At 52.3% G+C, this 18,015-nt stretch carries 16 protein-coding genes; 10 read left to right on the top strand and 6 right to left on the bottom strand.

All coding sequences use genetic code 11. The features are described 5' to 3' along the window. Positions 1-60 precede the first annotated feature (60 nt). The 4 genes from OH144_RS03865 (at position 61) to ygiD (ending at position 3,851) form a co-directional block, all read left to right on the top strand. On the top strand, positions 61-975 hold the full coding sequence (locus OH144_RS03865) for a pirin family protein (protein ID WP_266204981.1): 915 nt from the start codon (positions 61-63) through the stop codon (positions 973-975). Between the two features lie 91 nt (positions 976-1,066). Beyond that, on the top strand, positions 1,067-1,894 hold the full coding sequence (locus tag OH144_RS03870) for a helix-turn-helix domain-containing protein (RefSeq protein ID WP_266204982.1): 828 nt from the start codon (positions 1,067-1,069) through the stop codon (positions 1,892-1,894). A gap of 48 nt (positions 1,895-1,942) precedes the next feature. Continuing rightward, entirely contained in the window at positions 1,943-2,548 is a 606-nt protein-coding gene (rclC, locus tag OH144_RS03875) for a reactive chlorine resistance membrane protein RclC (RefSeq protein WP_266204983.1), read from the top strand. Between the two features lie 469 nt (positions 2,549-3,017). Next, a complete protein-coding gene (gene ygiD / locus OH144_RS03880) occupies positions 3,018-3,851 on the top strand; it encodes a 4,5-DOPA-extradiol-dioxygenase (RefSeq protein WP_266206306.1) in 834 nt (277 codons plus the stop codon). Positions 3,852-4,023: 172 nt separating this feature from the next. Here ygiD and OH144_RS03885 read toward each other — a convergent pair whose 3' ends face one another. The 5 genes from OH144_RS03885 to rnk all read right to left on the bottom strand — a co-directional run bounded on the left by OH144_RS03885 (position 4,024) and on the right by rnk (position 9,668). After that, positions 4,024-4,896 carry a creatininase family protein gene (locus tag OH144_RS03885; RefSeq protein WP_266204984.1) on the bottom strand — a complete coding sequence of 291 codons (873 nt, stop codon included), beginning with the start codon at positions 4,894-4,896 and terminating at the stop codon, positions 4,024-4,026. Positions 4,897-5,124: 228 nt separating this feature from the next. After that, the gene (locus tag OH144_RS03890) at positions 5,125-6,357 is read right to left on the bottom strand and encodes a nucleoside recognition domain-containing protein (RefSeq protein ID WP_266204985.1); all 1,233 of its coding nucleotides are present in this window, start codon (positions 6,355-6,357) and stop codon (positions 5,125-5,127) included. A 128-nt stretch (positions 6,358-6,485) separates the two neighbouring features. Continuing rightward, on the bottom strand, positions 6,486-7,940 hold the full coding sequence (locus OH144_RS03895; protein ID WP_266204986.1) for a M14 family metallopeptidase: 1,455 nt from the start codon (positions 7,938-7,940) through the stop codon (positions 6,486-6,488). Positions 7,941-8,165: 225 nt separating this feature from the next. Continuing rightward, positions 8,166-9,188: a rod shape-determining protein gene (locus tag OH144_RS03900; RefSeq protein ID WP_266204987.1), complete on the bottom strand. Its 1,023-nt coding sequence runs from the start codon at positions 9,186-9,188 to the stop codon at positions 8,166-8,168. A 51-nt stretch (positions 9,189-9,239) separates the two neighbouring features. Continuing rightward, a complete protein-coding gene (rnk, locus tag OH144_RS03905; RefSeq protein ID WP_266204988.1) occupies positions 9,240-9,668 on the bottom strand; it encodes a nucleoside diphosphate kinase regulator in 429 nt (142 codons plus the stop codon). 1,117 nt (positions 9,669-10,785) lie between these two features. On the opposite strand from rnk, the gene OH144_RS03910 reads away from it, so the two are divergent. The 6 genes from OH144_RS03910 (at position 10,786) to OH144_RS03935 (ending at position 14,527) form a co-directional block, all read left to right on the top strand. Beyond that, positions 10,786-11,367, top strand: coding sequence for a Crp/Fnr family transcriptional regulator (locus OH144_RS03910; protein WP_266204989.1), 582 nt, complete (start codon positions 10,786-10,788; stop codon positions 11,365-11,367). 111 nt (positions 11,368-11,478) lie between these two features. Beyond that, on the top strand, positions 11,479-12,141 hold the full coding sequence (locus OH144_RS03915; protein WP_266204990.1) for an NADPH-dependent F420 reductase: 663 nt from the start codon (positions 11,479-11,481) through the stop codon (positions 12,139-12,141). A 51-nt stretch (positions 12,142-12,192) separates the two neighbouring features. Beyond that, on the top strand, positions 12,193-12,765 hold the full coding sequence (locus OH144_RS03920; RefSeq protein ID WP_266204991.1) for a YceI family protein: 573 nt from the start codon (positions 12,193-12,195) through the stop codon (positions 12,763-12,765). 37 nt (positions 12,766-12,802) lie between these two features. After that, positions 12,803-13,255 (top strand): DoxX family protein, encoded by a 453-nt coding sequence (locus OH144_RS03925; protein WP_266204992.1) that lies wholly within the window; start codon positions 12,803-12,805, stop codon positions 13,253-13,255. Between the two features lie 62 nt (positions 13,256-13,317). Continuing rightward, positions 13,318-13,968: an NAD(P)-dependent oxidoreductase gene (locus OH144_RS03930; RefSeq protein ID WP_266204993.1), complete on the top strand. Its 651-nt coding sequence runs from the start codon at positions 13,318-13,320 to the stop codon at positions 13,966-13,968. Between the two features lie 64 nt (positions 13,969-14,032). Further along, positions 14,033-14,527, top strand: coding sequence for a VOC family protein (locus OH144_RS03935; protein WP_266204994.1), 495 nt, complete (start codon positions 14,033-14,035; stop codon positions 14,525-14,527). 482 nt (positions 14,528-15,009) lie between these two features. Here the strand turns inward: OH144_RS03935 and OH144_RS03940 are convergent, their stop codons facing one another. Next, positions 15,010-16,392: a T9SS type A sorting domain-containing protein gene (locus OH144_RS03940; protein WP_266204995.1), complete on the bottom strand. Its 1,383-nt coding sequence runs from the start codon at positions 16,390-16,392 to the stop codon at positions 15,010-15,012. Positions 16,393-18,015: the final 1,623 nt, after the last annotated feature.

Genomic DNA, 18,015 nt, shown 5'->3' on the forward strand with positions numbered 1-18,015 from the left:
ACAGGATGCAAAATTGTTTTGTAGTTTTAATGTATCACCCTTTAAACGTACCAGACCAAGATGCTCGACATTGTTATAGAAGCCCGAAAAGCAGCGATCGCTCCCGGCATGAGCGTGCGCCGTATTCTCCCTTTTCGCCTGCGCCGGATGGTAGGGCCTTTTATTTTTATGGACCATGCGGGACCAGTAGACCTGCAGCCGGAGCTGGCGCACAACATGGATGTACTACCACATCCGCACATCGGCCTCTCAACCGTCAGCTACCTTTTCGGAGGCCAGGTAACGCACCGCGACAGCCTGGGCGTGGAGCAGGTGATTCGGCCGGGAGAGGTGAACTGGATGACGGCCGGCAGCGGCATTGCCCACTCCGAGCGCTTCGAGGACCCCGCCACGCTGGCCGGCGGCGAACTGGAGATGATCCAGACCTGGGTGGCCCTGCCGGAAAAGGACGAGGAATCGGCTCCTTCGTTCACCAATTATAAACCAGAGCAGCTTCCGGTGTTTACCGACACGGGCGTGTGGATGCGCCTGATTGCCGGCCACGCCTTTGGCCTGCAGAGTAATGTAAAAACCCACTCGCCCATGTTTTACCTGCACGTGGTGCTGGAGCAGGGCGCCCGTTTCGGGTTGCCTAAAGAGCATGCGGAGCGCGGCATTTACGTGGCCAAGGGAAGTATAGAAATAGCCGGCAACACCTATACCGTGGGGCAGATGCTCGTCTTTAACAAAGGGGCAGACCCGGTGATACAGGCCAAAGAGCACACGACGCTGATGCTGCTGGGAGGTGAGCCGCTGGGCGAACGGTATATCTGGTGGAACTTTGTCTCGTCTAGAAAAGACCGCATCGAGCAGGCAAAAGCCGATTGGAAAGATGGTCGTATCCTGTTGCCGCCTTCCGATAACGCCGCGTTTGTGCCGCTGCCGGAGGATAAGTCGAAGCCGGCGGGAGGTCCCGCGCCGCAGGCGCTTTCGTAAGACAGGTCAGGGATTGCAAACCAGGTGGCGTTTCTCTTTGTTTGCATTTTATACTTTTGACTAAACCATACATTGGTACCTTATCACCCGCATGACAGCACCTCCTGATTTGTTTAGGTTGCAGCGGCTCCACTGCAGCGCCTTTTGCCAACCCGCCTCCTCCGAGTTCTACAACATCCTGCTGCTGGAGGGGATCGGCAAGCTCAGCCTGGATTTTACAGAGTATACCTTCGAGGGCAAGATCGCCCTGTTTACCTCACCCTACCAGCACCTGAGTATCAGCGGCACGTCAGATGTGGAGGTGGAGCAACTTACCTTTCACGGCGATTTCTACTGCATCGAGTATCATAAAAACGAGGTGGCCTGCAACGGCCTGCTGTTCAACAACCTCTACAGTCAACCCTTCATCCACTTAAAAGATAAGGAGCTGCACGAGGTGTTCGACAAGCTGCGGGTGGAAATAGAAAAGAACGAAGCCTACTCCGAGCCGGTGCTGCGGACCTACCTGCAACTCATCCTGGCCATCGCCAGCCGGGTGAAGCGGCAGCAACAGCTCGATACCACCGTCGCCCCAAACCCGATGGAAAAATTCAGGGAGCTGCTGGAGCAGCATTTTCTCACCGAGCGCAGCATTACCTTCTATGCCCGGGAAATGGCGCTTTCGCCGGGAGCCTTCTCGCGCAAGTGCCGGCTATACTTTGGCAAGTCGCCCTCGCAGCTGCTGCAGGACAGGGTGGTGCTGGAGGCCAAAAAGCAGCTGCACCTCACGCACAAAAGTATAAAGGAGGTGGCCGTGGCCCTGAACTTTGACGATGAGCATTATTTCAGCCGCTTCTTTAAAAAGCACACGGGCGTATCGCCTACGCTCTTCCGGGAGAAGGTGGGCATCTCAGTGGTGGCGGATTTGTCCATGAGATAGAAAAATCTGTCCATGTTGCCGGGGCAAAGTATAGAGTAGGTTTGCCTTATGAAAGAACTCACACAAAACCTGCTCGTTCAGTTAGCAGATGCACAGCGCTACTTTATTCATTTCCTCCGGATCTCCATTTTTATTGTCATGGCCTGGATCGGGGGCCTGAAAGCCTTCCAGTACGAGGCAGACGGCATCGTGCCTTTTGTGGCCAACAGCCCGTTCATGAGCTTTTTCTATAGCAAAGAGGCGCCGGAGTACGCTCAGTATAAAAACAAGGAAGGGGAGGTGGTGCCCGAGCACATCGCCTGGCACCGGGAAAACAATACCTATGCGTTCTCCTACGCGCTGGGCGCGGTGATCATCGCCATCGGCACGGTCACGCTGCTGGGTATTTTCAGTGCCAAACTTGACCTGGTGGGCGGCCTGTTGACCTTCGGCATGTCCCTTGTAACGCTTTCCTTCCTTGTCACCACCCCCGAAGTATACGTGCCGGACCTGGGCGGGCCGGATCATGGTTTCCCCTACCTGTCGGGTGCAGGGCGACTGGTGCTCAAAGACGTGATCATGATGGCCGGCGGACTCATTGTTGCCTCGGATGCTGCCAGGCGGCTATTGGAGGAGAACCGTGTAAGAGCCGAAAAAGCATCCGTTGGGGGCTGAACCCTGAGCCGGCTATACTTTATACCAGGGCATCCGGCTGCGCCTTCCATTCAGAGAAGTATGAACTGCGGCTAGCCTTAGGAAAGTATACTGATAGTCTTGTAAACGCTTAGGTGAAGTATAAGGAGCGGGCCCGCGCGAAAAGCTTGTGCCGATAAACAACAATCACCAAGAAGCAGCAACTTTTGGCTGCCATAATCAGATCCTGTGCCTGTACTTGTATCCTGCACCAAAATCACTCGCACCTGATTGCGTCCTGCCTGGGCACCACTCCTGAAAGTTGGCATTACAGAAATGTGCTTTCTTGATTTGGGTCAATGACTTGCGGCCTCAACTGGCAGTACCTTTGCATAAGAAAGTATGTCGGCTGGACTTGAACCCTGCAGGGGTATGAGGGCCAGCCGTACAAAATGCATGAGCAATGAACAGGAAGAATTTCATTAAGACATTAGCGATAGGAGCAGCAAGTATGACAAGTATAGCAGCATTCAGCCGGTTTACCAGTGACCTGAAGGAGGATGGGTACCTGATGCCGGTACTGTTCATGGGGCATGGCTCCCCGATGAACGGTATTGAGGACAATGAATTTACCCAGAAGTGGAAGGAACTGGCCAAGGATATCCCCACCCCAAAAGCCGTGGTGGTTGTTTCGGCGCACTGGCTCAGCAAGGGCACCCGCATTACTGCCATGGATTTTCCGAAAACCATCCACGACTTCGGCGGCTTCCCGCAGGAGCTGTTTGCTGTGCAGTACAAGGCACCCGGCTCCCCAGAGATTGCCAAAGAAACGGCTGCCCTGATCAAATCGGCCACCGTGGAGATGGACCACGACTGGGGCCTTGACCATGGCGCCTGGACGGTGATCCGCCACATGTACCCGGAGGCCAACGTGCCGGTGCTGCAGCTCAGCATCGACTACACCAAGGGCCCGCAGTATCATTATGACCTGGCCAAGGAACTCTACAACCTTCGCCGGAAGGGCGTGCTGATCATGGGCAGCGGGAATATGGTGCACAACCTGCGCATGGTGGCCTGGGACAGGCTGGATGATAACGCGTATGGGTTCGACTGGGCCCTCCAGATAAACGATACCTTCAAGGAGCTGATCCGGAACGGCCACCACGATAAACTTATCAAGTATGAGCAGCTGGGCCGGGAGGCAAGACTTGCCATCCCGACACCGGAACATTACTGGCCGCTGCTTTATACGTTAGGCCTGAAAGGCAGCAAAGACGACGTTTCCTTCTTTAACGACAAGGCCGTGGGCGGCTCGCTCACCATGACGTCGGTAAAGCTCGGGTAAGCCCTTATTCCCTGGGGCTGGAACCTGGATGGGAGAGCTCCTACCTTGAAAGTATAAAGGAGAAAGCAGCTCCAGCTGGATTTAGATTAAAAGCATCGGGTCCGCCTTCGTTAAGGCGGACCCGATGCTTTTTAAAGTATACATGCTGTGCGCTTCATCGAGAAGCAGGCGTTTAGGGGCGGGCGCCGACCTTGTCTACGTTGTCAAAATACTCCCGCTGCAGTTCCAGGGTTTTAGTATCGGCCTTTACTGCTTTCAGGGCCTTTACCAGGGTTTCCACCTTGTTCTCGGTCAGCAGCTTGCCCATTTCTTTTGACGCCTTTGCGCCCTCGCCTGCATAGTGGTTCGGGTAGCTGGCATACCACCAGATGCCGGTGTACAGGTTCGGCAGGGAGGCCATACGCTTCTGGTCTTCGCCGGACTCGGTTGTTGCCAGTTTCTGCTTCACCAGGTCCGGGCGCAGGTAGAGCAGGGTGGAGGTTTCATTTTCGCCGGCATGCATGTCGCCGGCCGCATCGGACTTACGCAGCTTCTTTGCCTTTTCCGCAAAAACCGGGTCCTGTCCGGGGTCGAAGAAGTAAACGGCGTAGTCTCGGCGCTTCTCCAACTGGGCCTGCACAAAGTAACGCAGCAGCTGCGGGTTGCCGCCATGGCCGTTCACGATAACGATCTTATCAAAGCCGTTCCGGGCGATCTCCTCTACGGTTGCCTCCAGCAGGTCCCAAACCACGCGGCTCGGCAGCGCGAAGGTGCCCGGTTGCTGTTGTGCTTCGTATACCTGCCCGTAAAAGTAATCCGGGAATACAACGGCGTACTCCTGTTTGGCGGCCCGCGCCGACCACTCCCGCACATGGATCAGGTCGGAACCGAGCGGCGCGTGCGGACCATGCTTCTCCAGAATACCGATGGGAAGAATACAGGTGCGCTTGGATTTCTCCAGCGCTTGGGGCCAGTCACTGGCGGTTAGCTCGTCCCAGCGGAAAGGGATGTCCTGCGCCATGGCAGTGGAGGCAGAGAAGAGAAGGATAAGTAGAAGTAATCGCATAGGCTTGCATAGGTTAAGGTGAGATTTATACTTTGTGAATATAGCGTTTTCATGATTCAGTTGCAACGTTTCTTTGCCTATTTCTACCTGATAGTGTGCTACTTGCCTGGTTGGCTTTCGGATTGATGTTGATGCAGCCTTAGTGGTTACAGCATAGGAAAAAACGCAGCGGGTCCGGCCTTGTAAGGCCGGACCCGCTGCTTAAAAGTATAAATTCTTGCCTGACGCTTAATGGAAGAACATATAAGCAATGAAGATCGCGGCAATTACACCTGCTAAGTCTGCCAGCAGCCCACAGGTTATGGCATACCTGGATTTGCGGATGCCCACGGAGCCAAAGTATACCGCCAGAATGTAAAAGGTGGTTTCCGTAGATCCCTGGAAAACAGAGGCCACACGTCCTACAAAGGAATCGGCACCATAATTCGTCATGGCCTCTACCATCAAGCCCCTGGCTCCGCTGCCGCTCAAAGGCTTCATGAACGCTACCGGCAGGGCCGGTACAAAGTCGGTGTTTACACCTGTCAGGCCGATCAGGTAGGCGATGCCGTTCACCAGCATATCCAGCGCGCCGGAGGTCCGGAACACCCCAATGGCTACAAGTATGGCCACCAAGTATGGGATGATGGTAATGGCAACGGAAAACCCTTCCTTGGCGCCCTCGATAAAAGCCTCGTACACGTTTACCTTCCGTACCAGCGCCAGTCCGATAAAGGAGATGATGATGGAGAAAAGGATCACGTTACTGGTCACGGTGGAGATCACGCTTACCTGCTCCTGCGGGATGATGGAGAAGTAGTACATCAGCCCGCCGATCAGCAACAGCAAGGTGCCCAGGTAGGCCAGAATCACTTTATCGAACAGGTTGATGCGCTGGTACAGGGCCACGGCTACCAGGCCTACCAACGTGGCGAAAAAGGTGGCTAAAAGTATGGGGATAAAGATATCGGAAGGGTCTGCGGCCCCCAGTTGTGCCCGGAACACCATGATGCTGATCGGGATGATGGTCAGGCCGGAGGTGTTGAGCACAAGGAACATGATTTGGGCGTTGGAGGCTGTGTCTTTATCCGGGTTGAGCTCCTGCATCTCCTTCATGGCCTTCAGACCAAGCGGTGTGGCGGCGTTATCCAGGCCTAGCATGTTGGCTGAGAAGTTCATCAGGATGGAGCCGAACACCGGATGCCGGTTCGGAATCTCCGGGAAAAGGCGGTGGAAGAAAGGCCCCACCAACCGGGCCAGTATGGCCACCACACCTCCCTTTTCACCTACCTTCATCAGGCCCAGCCAGAGCGTCATCACGCCCGTCAGGCCCAGCGAGATCTCAAAGCCGAGCTTGGCGTTATCGAAAGTGCTGGCAACGAGCTTCTGGAATATTTCGGTATCGTTGAAAAAGATGAGTTGAAACAGCGCAATAGCAAAGGCGATCAGGAAAAAGGTAGCCCACAGGTAGTTTAAAACCATTGGTGAAAGGTTGGGGTTGGTTCAGAATTAGCCTGTAAGATACAAAGCCGCTATAAGAAAAACCATTGGCCCCACACCGGGATCAATGGTTTTTTAAAATCTGATGGCTTCTGTAGTATAGCCTGCGGTTATAGCACCAACCCATGGAACAGCTCCGGCCTATCGCCACGCATGTCGTACACAAATCCATTCAAAACAGCGTAGCGCAGCTTGCCTTTGGCATCGTAGAGCGTAAAGTTGGCGCCGCTGTTCAGACTCAGTTCATGGTTCACCTCCTCGGCTGTGGTACCTACGATGTTGAGCGGAAGCTCCAGCGGGTTTATACTTTCCCTGTTGGCGGGCAGCTGTTCTACCTGCACGGTGGTGTAGCCCTTCTCGAGCAGGCTTTTGGCGCGGCGGGGTTTCAGGTCATCTATCGTTTTAAAGGGCTTCCCGTATATTTTGCCAGGCACCAGAGTAAGACCACTCGCATCCACCTCCTCATAGCCATGGAAAACACTCAGGTCGCCGATCTGGTCTACGGCACTGCTGTGGTAAAAGCCTTTACCTACAGGCGCGTCCACCTCCTCCCGGAAAATGCCCACATCCAGCAGCACGTCATGGCCGCTCCTGGTATAGCGCACGTTGCGCAGCACCAGGTCGTAGAGGTTGCGCTCGTTCTCCGGAATCTTGTAATAATCTTCTAATTCATACTTAGTATAATCGTTACCCGAGATCAGGTGCAGGGCTGAGAGGATGGAGGCGAAATTCAGCCGGCGGATATGCTGCTTCTCCGGGTCGTTGGGGTACCCGCCCGATTCAATCAAGATCACGCTGGTGCCCCACTTCTGAATGTTGTCGCCGAAGGCGCGCGGCTCAAACTCATCAGAGTACTTGGCTACGTGGCCCGGCACCAGCTGCTGCAGCGCCTCGTTCATGCCCACGATGGTGCGCATGGCGCGGTCGCGCACATGGTTCACCGTCTGGCTGTGGTCGAAGGCCGGGGCCAGAAAAGAGATGGTGGCGGGTTTCGGGCTGTTGCCTGCCGTGTAGTAGCGGCTCTGGTCGTGCAGGTTAAAGCCGAACTCCGGGTTTAGGCTGTCGCGCAGGCTCTTGAGCAGGCGGGCCTCCGGGCTCTGCAGCCGTAGTGCGTCGCGGTTCAGGTCAATTTCCAGGGCATTGTGGCGTTTATACTTTTCCGCCCCGTCGGGGTTCAGCATCGGCACAATGTAAAGCGTAACCTGCTCCAGTATCTGCCGCCGAAGCGGGTTCAGTTCGTCGCTTTGCTGCAGAAAGTTGAACAGATCGAACAAGGCCATGGTGGCGGTAGGCTCATCGCCGTGCATCTGTGACCAGAGCATCACCTTGGTTTTGCCGGTACCCGCCTTCACCAGGTAAATAGCCCGTTGCTCTACCGACTGCCCCGCCACCTGCACCTCAAATAGCTGGTTTTGGCGAAGCTGCTCCAGCAGCGGCACGATGTCCTGGTGCTTGAAGCGGCGGTGCTGCAACGCCGGCTCCTGGTAGTTGGCGTGTTGCTCAAAAGCCTGCTGCGCTATCCTGGTTACAGGCTTGGTCTGGGCCTGCGCTTGTAAAAGACTCATAAAAGAAAGTATAAGTATAAGGAGGTTCCGCATCGGTCCACGGTTTTGGGTGGCACTATTACACCCGGGTAAGGTATAAAGGATATTGATGCGACGGAAGTGGCGGGGGAAATTTTTGCGGCAGGCAGAGGAGAAGCGCCTGGTATAGCCAGCAGTACCGCCAAACACCTGGGGCGGCACTGCTGGCTATACCAGGCGCAGTACTTATAAGAAATTCAGGGATGCCTATCGCATCAGGAACCTGAATTCATCTATTTTCTTCAGGGCGATGGCGGTTCCCTTCACAACGGAAAGCAGCGGCTCTTCTGCCACATGAACCGGAAGTTTCGTGCGGGCCGCAATTCGTTTGTCGAGCCCCCGCAGCAATGCGCCGCCGCCTGTCAGGAAAATGCCCGAGTGGTGTATGTCTGATGACAGCTCAGGTGGCGTGATCTCCAGGGTTTTAAGGATGGCCTCCTCAATTTTAGTGATAGACTTATCGAGGTAATGCGCCACCTCCTGGTAAGAAACCATGATCTGCTTGGGCAACCCGCTCATCAGGTCGCGGCCTTTTATAGCATAATCCTGCGGCGGGTCCGGCAACTCAGGCAGCGCAGCGCCTACTTCCAGCTTTATTTTCTCCGCCATAGAGGAGCCAATGTGAATGTTATGCTGGCGGCGCACGTGGTGGATGATGTCCGCATTAAAATTATCGCCGGCCACCCGGATGGACTGATCACAGACGATGCCGCTCAGCGCGATGACGGCGATCTCGGTTGTCCCGCCGCCAATATCGACAACCATATGCCCGGTTGCGTCCTGCACATCCAGGCCGATCCCGATAGCAGCGGCAACAGGTTCATGTATCAGGTATACATCCTTGGCGCCGGCAATCATAGCCGAGTCCCGGATGGCGCGCTTTTCTACCTCCGTGATACCCGAGGGGACGCAGATGAGCATTCTGTAGGAAGGTGAGAACATGCCTTTGCCGTTATTAGCCAGCTTGAGCATCCCTTTTATCATGTGCTCCGCCGCATGAAAATCTGCGATTACCCCATTCTTTAGCGGGCGGATGATGCGGATGTTCTCGTGCTCTTTGCCTTCCATCTGCTCCGCCTTTCTGCCTACGGCAATGGTACTCCCCGTGGTGCGGTTAAAAGCGATAACCGCAGGCTCATCCACCACTACCTTGTCTTCAAAGATCATCAGAAAGTTAGCGGTGCCCAGGTCGATTGCTATGCCCTGTGTGCGAAAGTTGAAAAAGCTCATACTATATAAAAAATTAGGGCGCTGTTATGGTTTCGGATTAAGCCCCTGAGATTAAAGGTAAACGTCACCAGCCGCTTCTGGCTGATAAATAATATCCATCACTTTGTAAGTTCGGGCACCTTTTGGGGTAGGCCACTCTACTTCATCGCCAACTCTGCAGCCAAGTATGGCCGTGCCAACAGGAGCCAGTACGGATATTTTCCGCTGGTTTAAATCGGCATCCTTGGGGTATACGACAGACAGCTCCATTTCTGTCAGGCTGCTCATTTCCTTAAGTCGTATGAGCGAGTTCATGGTGACCACATCCTCGGGGATCTCTTCTGAGGGCACTACCTTCGCCCTCTTTAGCCCCCTGCCTAAGGCCTCAACAGCGAGCCGGTTATTTTCCAGACGATGAACCTGCACCAGCGAGTGCAAACGCTCGTAGTCCTTCTCTGTTAAATAAATAGTATGCGTCATCTGCTTTGGAGTATTGTTCATTTTATTGTCTTATCGATTTTTGGTTTTAGTCAGCCTGTTTTTTTAGCTTATCTCTTGCCTGCCGCAGGAGTGGACGGCTCCTATTCCTTCTCCTGGCCTGTTCGGCTAAGCGCTTTACGATCCGGCCGGCTTGTGCATTTTCCTGCTGGCGCGGGCGGGCAAGTATAAACTGCCTTCCTCAGGGCTTGTTGCAGCGCACTTCTGCCTTGTGCTGTGGAAATTTTATCCCGGGTACCCGCATATCACTTCAGATAAGCAGCAAGTTTAAAGCAGTGGTATAGCTGTATGGCATTAACTATGCCAGCCATACGTTGCGATGAGAAACTGTTGCTACTTAGTGAGCAGTACAACAACGCTCAGCGGCAGTTCTGCATGGTACAGGCATATCCTGGCCAGCGTCCGTGGTTAGGGCCGGAGGTACCCGGCTTACTTAATGAAGTCCTTGGGAACTGTGTAAAAGTGAAGGCAATAGCCATTCAGCACATCACTCAGAGATACGTGATGTGAGGCTGCGACAAGACCTGTGAATGGCTTTGAGGATGAGCAAAAAAATCTGTTTGGGGGCAGCACGACTATTTCAAAAATATATACCAAAGTAAACGATTGACGCTCATAAAAGCAATTTATTCTAATGGGTTCTTCTAACGGGAGTACACAGTCTCCTCATTGTCAGGGCAAAGCAGCGGGCTTTATCTCGCGTCTAACGCAGGAAGCCCCACATAGGATGCCGGGGAGCTCCTGCTACCTACTGTCGCACCCTGAACACCATTGCCACTGGTGCCGAAAAGTGCCTGGCAACCCTTGTACCTCGAACCTATGGCAAACGCTTAGCGGAATGAAAAGTTGAGCGGCTTGTACATCTTTTCATATACTTGTATGGCACTATTCTATAGACCAGCCTGCACCGGGCGTCTGGGAACTATAATGCTGGCAAGGCAGTAAAAAAAGCTATCTTTGCGAAAGGGTGAGCGGCCCTACTGCAGGCATGATCTAGGGGAGGTATACCCCGCAAAATTACAGATAAACAGCGTGCGGGTACTGAAGCCGATGTATGTAACATCCCTCTGAGTGAGCAAAGCGCACAAAAGAGGAAACCTAAACCAGCAAACCTATAGGGATGCACCAACTATACTTCCAGAAGTTTAATGAGAAAGTCCGGCTGACAGAAGAGGAGCAGGACCGTATCGCTACATACCTTACCTATAAGAAGCTCCGCCGGAAGCAATACCTCCTGCAGGAGGGGGATGTCTGTAAGTTTATTGCCTTTGTGGAGAAGGGGGCTCTAAGGGCTTATTCTGTGGACGATACCAGCGCGGAGCATATCATCCAGTTCGGGCTGGAAGGGTGGACCATCTCTGATCTGTTCAGTTTCCTGACAGGAGAGCCTGCCACGTATAACATCGACGCCATAGAAGACTCCGAGCTGGTGCTTATCAGCAAAGCGGCGCACGAGGAACTGCTGCAGACCATGCCCAAGTATGAAACCTTCACCAGGCTGAACATCACAGGTGCATACCTGGCCATGCAGCGGAGGCTCACCTCCATCATTGGCTCGTCAGTGGAGGAGCGCTACCAGGATTTCATCTCCCTTTATCCGCATATCGCGCAGCGCGTGCCCCAACACATGATCGCCTCCTACATGGGCCTCACCCCCGAAACGCTAAGCCGCATCCGAAAAAGGATTTCCTCCAACAAATAAGACGCCTAATTCCCGAAATGCATTGATTCAGATCAATGCATTTTCTTGACTGCGCGCAAGGCATCAGGGCCCTGCGTCGTCGTAACTTTGCATTGTCAATAAATCAGAGTTATGAAGACGACGCAAACCATAGCCATCATCGGCGCCACCGGAAACATGGGCTCCGCTTTAGCTAAAAGCCTCTCTAAGGGCAACTATAGGTTGCTCCTGTGTGCCAATGATCTGGACAAGGCAAGGGCAGTGGCGGAAGACATCAGAAAAAACAACCCTGCTGCTGCGGCAGAAGCGACGGATTGCTCTGTGGAGGCATCCTGGGAGGCGGACATGATTATCGTGGCTGTTCCCTATGCGGCAGAGAAAGAAGTGGCTCGGAGGATCAGGGAGGTCGCCAACCAGAAAATCGTCATCAGCATCGCCAACCCGCTAAACGACACCTATAACGGACTGGTAACAGCACCCGATACCAGCGCAGCAGAAGAGCTGCAACAGCTGCTTCCCAACTCCAGGGTTATAAAGGCATTCAATACCACCTTCGCTGCTGATTTCGCTACACCGGTGATCGATGGCAAACAGGTAGACGCCTTTATAGCAGGCAATGATGCGGATGCCTTGCAAGTCGTTTCCGAGTTGGTAAGCACGGCCGGTTTCCATCCTATCGAAGCCGGAGAGCTGACTGTGAGCAGAACGCTGGAGCGTATGCAGCTCCTGCTCATCCAGCTGAATTCAAAGTATAACTACAACTGGCGGGCGGGCTGGAAAATCCTACATCAGTAAGCAAATCACCTATAATTAATATAAATACACACAATTTAACTTACACGTAACATGAAAAGATTATCCATTATTTTTTTCGCTTTCCTGTCTCTTTCGGCCTTTACTACACTCAGCAGTGTATGGACGAACGATGATGCGCATTCGCAGTTAGGCTTCACGGTTTCACACCTGGGCATTGCGGACATATCCGGTAATTTTAACGACTTTGATGTAACCATCACCTCCACCAAGCCCGATTTCAGTGATGCCGTAGTGGAGATGACTGCGAAAACAGCCTCTATCGATACCCGAGTGGAAGACAGGGACACCCATCTGAAGAGCGCAGACTTCTTTGATGTAGAGAAGTATCCGACCATGACGTTTAAAAGCACTGCAGTTAAAAAAGCGGGTAAAGACAACTACAAGCTCACTGGCAACCTGACCCTAAACGGGGTGACTAAGCCGGTTACCATGAACATGGTGTACAAAGGCACGGTAGAGAACCCAATGAGCAAGAAGCAGACGGCAGGCTTCCAAGTAACGGGCACCATCAAGCGTTCTGACTTTAACCTGGGCAGCGGCTTCCCGGCTCCCATGGTAAGCGATGAAGTACGCATCAAAGCGGACGGCGAGTTTATCCAGTAATTAGTAACGGAAGGAATCCACAACAAAAGCATCGACAATGAAAAAGCTACTTAGCGTGTACCAGAGCGCAAACAGCATTGACGTAGCGCTACTGATAGCCCGGGTAGGCATTGCCGCCCTGATGCTAGTACATGGCTTGCCGAAGCTGGAGCAGCTCTTCTCTGCCGGTCCGGTTCAGTTTCCTGCCGTCTTTGGCCTGAGCGCCACAACGGCACTAGCCCTGGCCGTTTTTGCCGAAGTGATCTGCTCATTGCTTCTGCTGGCGGGGCTGGCCACGCGGCTAGCAGCCATCCCTTTGATCATCACCATGCTGGTGGCAGCTTTCGTTGTACATGGAGCAGACCCGTTTGCCCAGAAAGAGCTGGCCCTCCTGTACCTGTTACCTTATGTGGTGCTGTTGCTCACGGGAAGCGGAAAATACTCCCTGGACTATTTGTTGCTGCAAAAGGTATTTAAACCGGCGTATAGCAGAGAGTACTCGGTAAAGTAAAGCAAGTATCAAAACAAGGGCTCCCAGGGTAAACTGCTTTGGGAGCCCCTAAGTATAAAACCATGAGAGTAGCATTGATAGGAGCGTCAGGCTTCGTAGGAACAGCCATATTGAAAGAGTTGGTGCAAAGAGGCCACCAGGTTACGGCAATTGTTCGTAATCCAGAGAAAGTAGTAGAGGCGGAGCACGTAACTGCTCTAAAGGCAGATGCTTTAAATGCCGATGAGGTGGCCGAAGCAGTAAAAGGAAATGAGGCTGTTGTCAGCGCTTACAATGCCGGCTGGAGTAACCCTGACCTGTACAATGATTTTATGAAAGGCTCGCAGGCCATCCAGCGTGGCGTTAAAAAAGCCGGGCTGAAGAGATTGCTTGTAGTGGGCGGGGCCGGTAGCCTCTTTATTTCGGAAGGGGTACAACTGGTGGACACGCCCCAGTTCCCGGCAGACTGGAAGCCCGGAGCGCTGGGGGCAAGAGATTACCTCAATACCTTGAAAGAGGAGCAGGACTTGGACTGGACCTTTTTGAGCCCGGCCATAGAGATGCATCCGGGCACATCGGGCGAGAAGAAAGGAAATTACAGAGTAGGAACGGAGACTCCTGTGTTGGATGAGAATGGCCGGAGTGTGATCTCCGTAGAGGACCTGGCTGGGGCAGTGGTGGATGAGCTGGAAAACCCGAAGCACATTCGGCAGCGGTTTACCGTCGCTTATTAAACCAGAAGCCCATAGGCGTTGAGACCTACACCCTTTCTTATTAAAAACCATAAATCCTGAAAGTATGGAAACAGCTTATAAAATACCTGCAGCAGCAAGGATTGGCCATGTTCACCTGAAAGTGGCTGATCTAAAGCGTTCCCTTGCCTTTTACTGTGATCTACTGGGCTTCGAGTTCATGATGCATTACGGGGAGGAGGCTGCCTTTATTTCGGCAGGGGGGTACCATCATCACATCGGGCTAAACACCTGGCACAGCAAAGACGCCCCACCTGCTTCGCGGGAGGGGGTAGGGCTCTACCATACAGCCATTCTGTACCCTACCCGGAAAGATCTTGCCTTGATCTACAAAAGGCTGCGCGAAGCTAACTATACGCATATTGGCGCCTCCGACCATGGTGTATCCGAGGCTTTATACTTAAGGGACCCCGACAACAACGGGGTAGAGCTTTACTGGGACAAGCCACGGGAACTATGGCCAAGGCTCTCAGACGGTTCGCTGACGATGTACACCAAGCCTTTGGACCTGTCTGACCTGCTGAAGGAAGCAGAAAAGTAATGCGTATGCGAAGCACCTGCAGGTACTAAGTATAAGCTGCTTTCAGTACGCAACCTGTACAGAAATGAGGTTACTTTTAAGCAAGCTACTTAGTTGAGGGGGGAAATAAACACAAAAGCCGCTCCAGGTTTACCTGGAGCGGCTTTTGTGTAGACCAAGGGATGGGATTACCGAACCATTTCCGCAGGGATTTGGTGGTTTAGAGGAGTACACGAAGTGGGAAAGGAGTTTATGATTTATTCTTTTGGCACTGTCCTTCAGCTTCGTGAGGTAGCCCAATTTAACCTATACACGGTTTCGCCTTATCTGTTGCAGGGCAGTGCCTAGCCAATGGGAGAACTGGTTTCAAACCCGAAAGCCTGCAAAAGTATGCTTTGCAGGCTTTCGGGCTAATTCTAGAGTTTAAGCTGTAAGCAAATAGTTCTTGTAGCCAATTAGCATCATCTGACATTGTTTCACGATGCCCTTGTCAGTACCTTTCGCTAACGCTCCAGTATCAACTTAAGGGTTTTGTTGCCAACAGGACTTACGATACGGGCCAGGTACATGCCCTCCTTCAGGCTGCCTGCTGCAACCTCTATTATGATTTGCTCATTCGCCACAGCTGTGCCTTTTTGCAGCTCCCTTACAAGGTTGCCCTGGGTGTCGTACAGGTTCACGGCATAGACCCCGGCATCCTGCAGCGTGAATTGCACGGTTGCCCTGTCGCTGAAGGTGGTAGGGTAGGCCAGCGCCTGCAGCGCCTCTTGCTGCGGTGCGTGCTCACATGGGCTTGCTACTTCTTTCTCCACACGGAACTTGATGTCATCTATAGCACCTGAGCCGGCGAAGTAGCCTGAGCCGTCCCTGCCGTCTAGTACTACTTTCAGCTTCGTTACGCCTCTCGTGTTGCCCAAGTCAACTGTTTGTTTGCTGTTGTTGCCCATTGTCTTCAGGTGTATCTTGTGCAGCTCGTTTCCGGTCTTATCATACATGTACACCCACGACATGTCCTCGTAGTGGTCCAGGTCGAGCAAGCCCATGGACTCCAAAGTAACCGCGCCAATGGCAGAGAAGTCAAGGATCAACTCCCCGCCCCACTGATTGTCGTCCGGCACATCCGACTGATCCGTGTTGATGATCAGCACGCGCCCCCAGTCAGTGGTGTAGAGGTCAGCGTCATCACCGGTAGGCGCCTGAGAGTTGAAGATGGCGGCATGATTCTCTGGTGCATAGGTCTCTGTGCCTCCCGGCTTACGCTTTCTGCCCGTTATGCTTACCGGTCCCGCGTTAGTCTCTATACTTGAGATCAGGCCGCTCTGCTCACGGTTGAAGTCGATGAGGTACTCCTTGGCAATGAGTTCCGAGGAAGATGGCGTCACGGCAACCATCGTGGAAGCGCTGCAGCCGCTCTGCGGGTCGGTCACTGTCAGAATATAATCACCGGCTACCGTAACGGTAGGGTTCTGTTCGGTGGAAGTATAGTCGTTCGGGCCGGTCCAGTTGTAGGTGGCATCATCCGCGGAAGATGCCCCTGTGAGTTGTACAGAAGAAGTGGTACAATCCAGCTTGCCGCCAATAGCTGTCACCGCAGGCTTGCTTTCATCCCGCGTTACCACAACAACATCTTCAAACTTGCATCCGCTTGTTATTTCCGTAAGTACCATCGTATAGGTTCCCGGGGCATCCACAACAGGTGTAAGCGTTCGTGCGCCGGATACAATGTTACCCCCATCACTGGCAAGCCATACTACCGGTTGGCTACCCGAACCCTCCAAGGTGACGGTACTGTTCTTGCAGGTCAGCTTTTTGTCGGGACCTGCGCTGCCAGTTGAATATTCAGGACCTGTTACTGTGACTGTGTCGGAGTCGGCTGCTCCGCTCATCTGATCTGTTATGGTTAGAATATAATCACCGGCCAAGGATACTCTAATAACCCTTTCATTCGATGTGAATTCGTCAGGGCCAGACCACCTGTAGTCAAGGCCTCTTTCCACTATTTTGCCTTCAGACCAAGCGTCTCCCCAAAGTGATACAGTTGGATAGGTAAATTTAAGAACCTTTGGTGTTAATTTATCAATTTTGGTTTCGAAATCCTCAACTGGAACATTCTCGCTGGTTACAACCACCTGATCCTGCATGGTGCAGCCATTGGTTTGGCTTGTAAGCGTTAAGGTATAGGTGCCTGGTGCATTCACAAGGGGGGTAAAGGTATCTGCACCATAAACTATATTGCCACCGTCGCTTGCTGTCCAGGAAGGTGTAATAAACAAACCCCAAGTACTGGCTTCCAATTCTATAAAGGAGTCTGTACGTCTGAGTACTTTGTCTTCACCTGCAGCACCATCAACACCTCTTACCATATACTTTGTAGAAGCGGATAAGCCCGCAGCGTTTCTGATGGTTACTTGGTATTCACCGGCTTCTGTCGCAACAACTTTGTCTGCAGTCGATTTGAAACCATCAGGCCCGGCCCAGTTATAGGAAATACCCTCGTCGGTGACATTCCCGTTCAGGTAAGACATGGCAATAAGCGTTACTTCTTTATTGTCGCAACTAATATATCCTGGGCTACGGAAATTTTCAATGATCACTGATAATTGATCTGCTGCAGCATTACTGTTGGCTTTCGTACTCGCTTGAAGGCCTGCAACCGGATATAACAAAAGGCACAAAAGACTAAGGGAAAATAGACGCCACAACCGGGAGGAAGTAGAGCAGGTTGTGTTTTCTGGAACTGTGTAGGCGTAAAGTTTTTTCATAGCGTATTTTGTAAGAATATTTAATTAGTAATAGCAAAGCAAGGCCATGCAGATGAACCTTTGGCTTCACTGCTTTTAGATGATGTACATTTGTTAAGATTAATTTTAGCTGATGTTTTTAACTGCTAGGAGAATAGAATGCATCAGGCAGAGTGGGTTAGGTAGTGTTTTGCATAGGCTTTTGTCTGATTTCGTGGTTGATCTGCTATACCCTCTCCAGGTACCTAAACCTGAAAATTATTGGACTTTAATATTTTAGTACTTCCTTACGAAGTTGGACTGGTTCAATACAGACCACTTCATGATTTTCTTTGGCGCAGGTATGATTTTAATAGTGAAAGGCTGCTTTCGGTTAGTGAATGGTTGTTGATGAAGTGTTAAAGGCAGCCCAAAAGAAAGAGACGCTGGATATAAATACCTGCTTTAATCTAAAAATAATTGCTTTCTATAGGCAAGGATTGGTGAGCAGTAGCCGCTCCTGTTATTACTTTTTTAATCTTAATTAGCCAAGAGAACAAGTTAGCGTATGAAAATCAGGAACCTCCTCTACTGAAACGCTATTATGTTAAATGTGCATGTTCGGGAAATAACGATTGTAGTGCCGCAGCCTTAAGAACATCCCACACTTCACCCGGAACTGCACATTATCATTAGATAGACTCGGCTACACCAGGCCCAATTTACGAACTGCTGCCCACACTGCCGACGCAAAGCATGAATAGGCAAATTATCTTCAGGTTTGAAGGA

The organism is Pontibacter kalidii (assembly GCF_026278245.1).
GTDB classification, from domain to species: domain Bacteria; phylum Bacteroidota; class Bacteroidia; order Cytophagales; family Hymenobacteraceae; genus Pontibacter; species Pontibacter kalidii.

What these genes read in the sequence shown, in the direction of transcription:
- OH144_RS03915 (WP_266204990.1), top strand. Translation starts at nt 11,479, where the DNA reads ATGAAGACGACGCAAACCATAGCCATCATCGGCGCCACCGGAAACATG.
- OH144_RS03930 (WP_266204993.1), top strand. Translation starts at nt 13,318, where the DNA reads ATGAGAGTAGCATTGATAGGAGCGTCAGGCTTCGTAGGAACAGCCATA.
- OH144_RS03885 (WP_266204984.1), bottom strand. Translation starts at nt 4,896, where the DNA reads ATGCGATTACTTCTACTTATCCTTCTCTTCTCTGCCTCCACTGCCATG.
- OH144_RS03900 (WP_266204987.1), bottom strand. Translation starts at nt 9,188, where the DNA reads ATGAGCTTTTTCAACTTTCGCACACAGGGCATAGCAATCGACCTGGGC.
- OH144_RS03910 (WP_266204989.1), top strand. Translation starts at nt 10,786, where the DNA reads ATGCACCAACTATACTTCCAGAAGTTTAATGAGAAAGTCCGGCTGACA.
- OH144_RS03870 (WP_266204982.1), top strand. Translation starts at nt 1,067, where the DNA reads ATGACAGCACCTCCTGATTTGTTTAGGTTGCAGCGGCTCCACTGCAGC.
- ygiD (WP_266206306.1), top strand. Translation starts at nt 3,018, where the DNA reads ATGACAAGTATAGCAGCATTCAGCCGGTTTACCAGTGACCTGAAGGAG.
- OH144_RS03895 (WP_266204986.1), bottom strand. Translation starts at nt 7,940, where the DNA reads ATGAGTCTTTTACAAGCGCAGGCCCAGACCAAGCCTGTAACCAGGATA.
- rclC (WP_266204983.1), top strand. Translation starts at nt 1,943, where the DNA reads ATGAAAGAACTCACACAAAACCTGCTCGTTCAGTTAGCAGATGCACAG.
- rnk (WP_266204988.1), bottom strand. Translation starts at nt 9,668, where the DNA reads ATGAACAATACTCCAAAGCAGATGACGCATACTATTTATTTAACAGAG.
- OH144_RS03920 (WP_266204991.1), top strand. Translation starts at nt 12,193, where the DNA reads ATGAAAAGATTATCCATTATTTTTTTCGCTTTCCTGTCTCTTTCGGCC.
- OH144_RS03935 (WP_266204994.1), top strand. Translation starts at nt 14,033, where the DNA reads ATGGAAACAGCTTATAAAATACCTGCAGCAGCAAGGATTGGCCATGTT.
- OH144_RS03925 (WP_266204992.1), top strand. Translation starts at nt 12,803, where the DNA reads ATGAAAAAGCTACTTAGCGTGTACCAGAGCGCAAACAGCATTGACGTA.
- OH144_RS03890 (WP_266204985.1), bottom strand. Translation starts at nt 6,357, where the DNA reads ATGGTTTTAAACTACCTGTGGGCTACCTTTTTCCTGATCGCCTTTGCT.
- OH144_RS03940 (WP_266204995.1), bottom strand. Translation starts at nt 16,392, where the DNA reads ATGAGCGGAGCAGCCGACTCCGACACAGTCACAGTAACAGGTCCTGAA.
- OH144_RS03865 (WP_266204981.1), top strand. Translation starts at nt 61, where the DNA reads ATGCTCGACATTGTTATAGAAGCCCGAAAAGCAGCGATCGCTCCCGGC.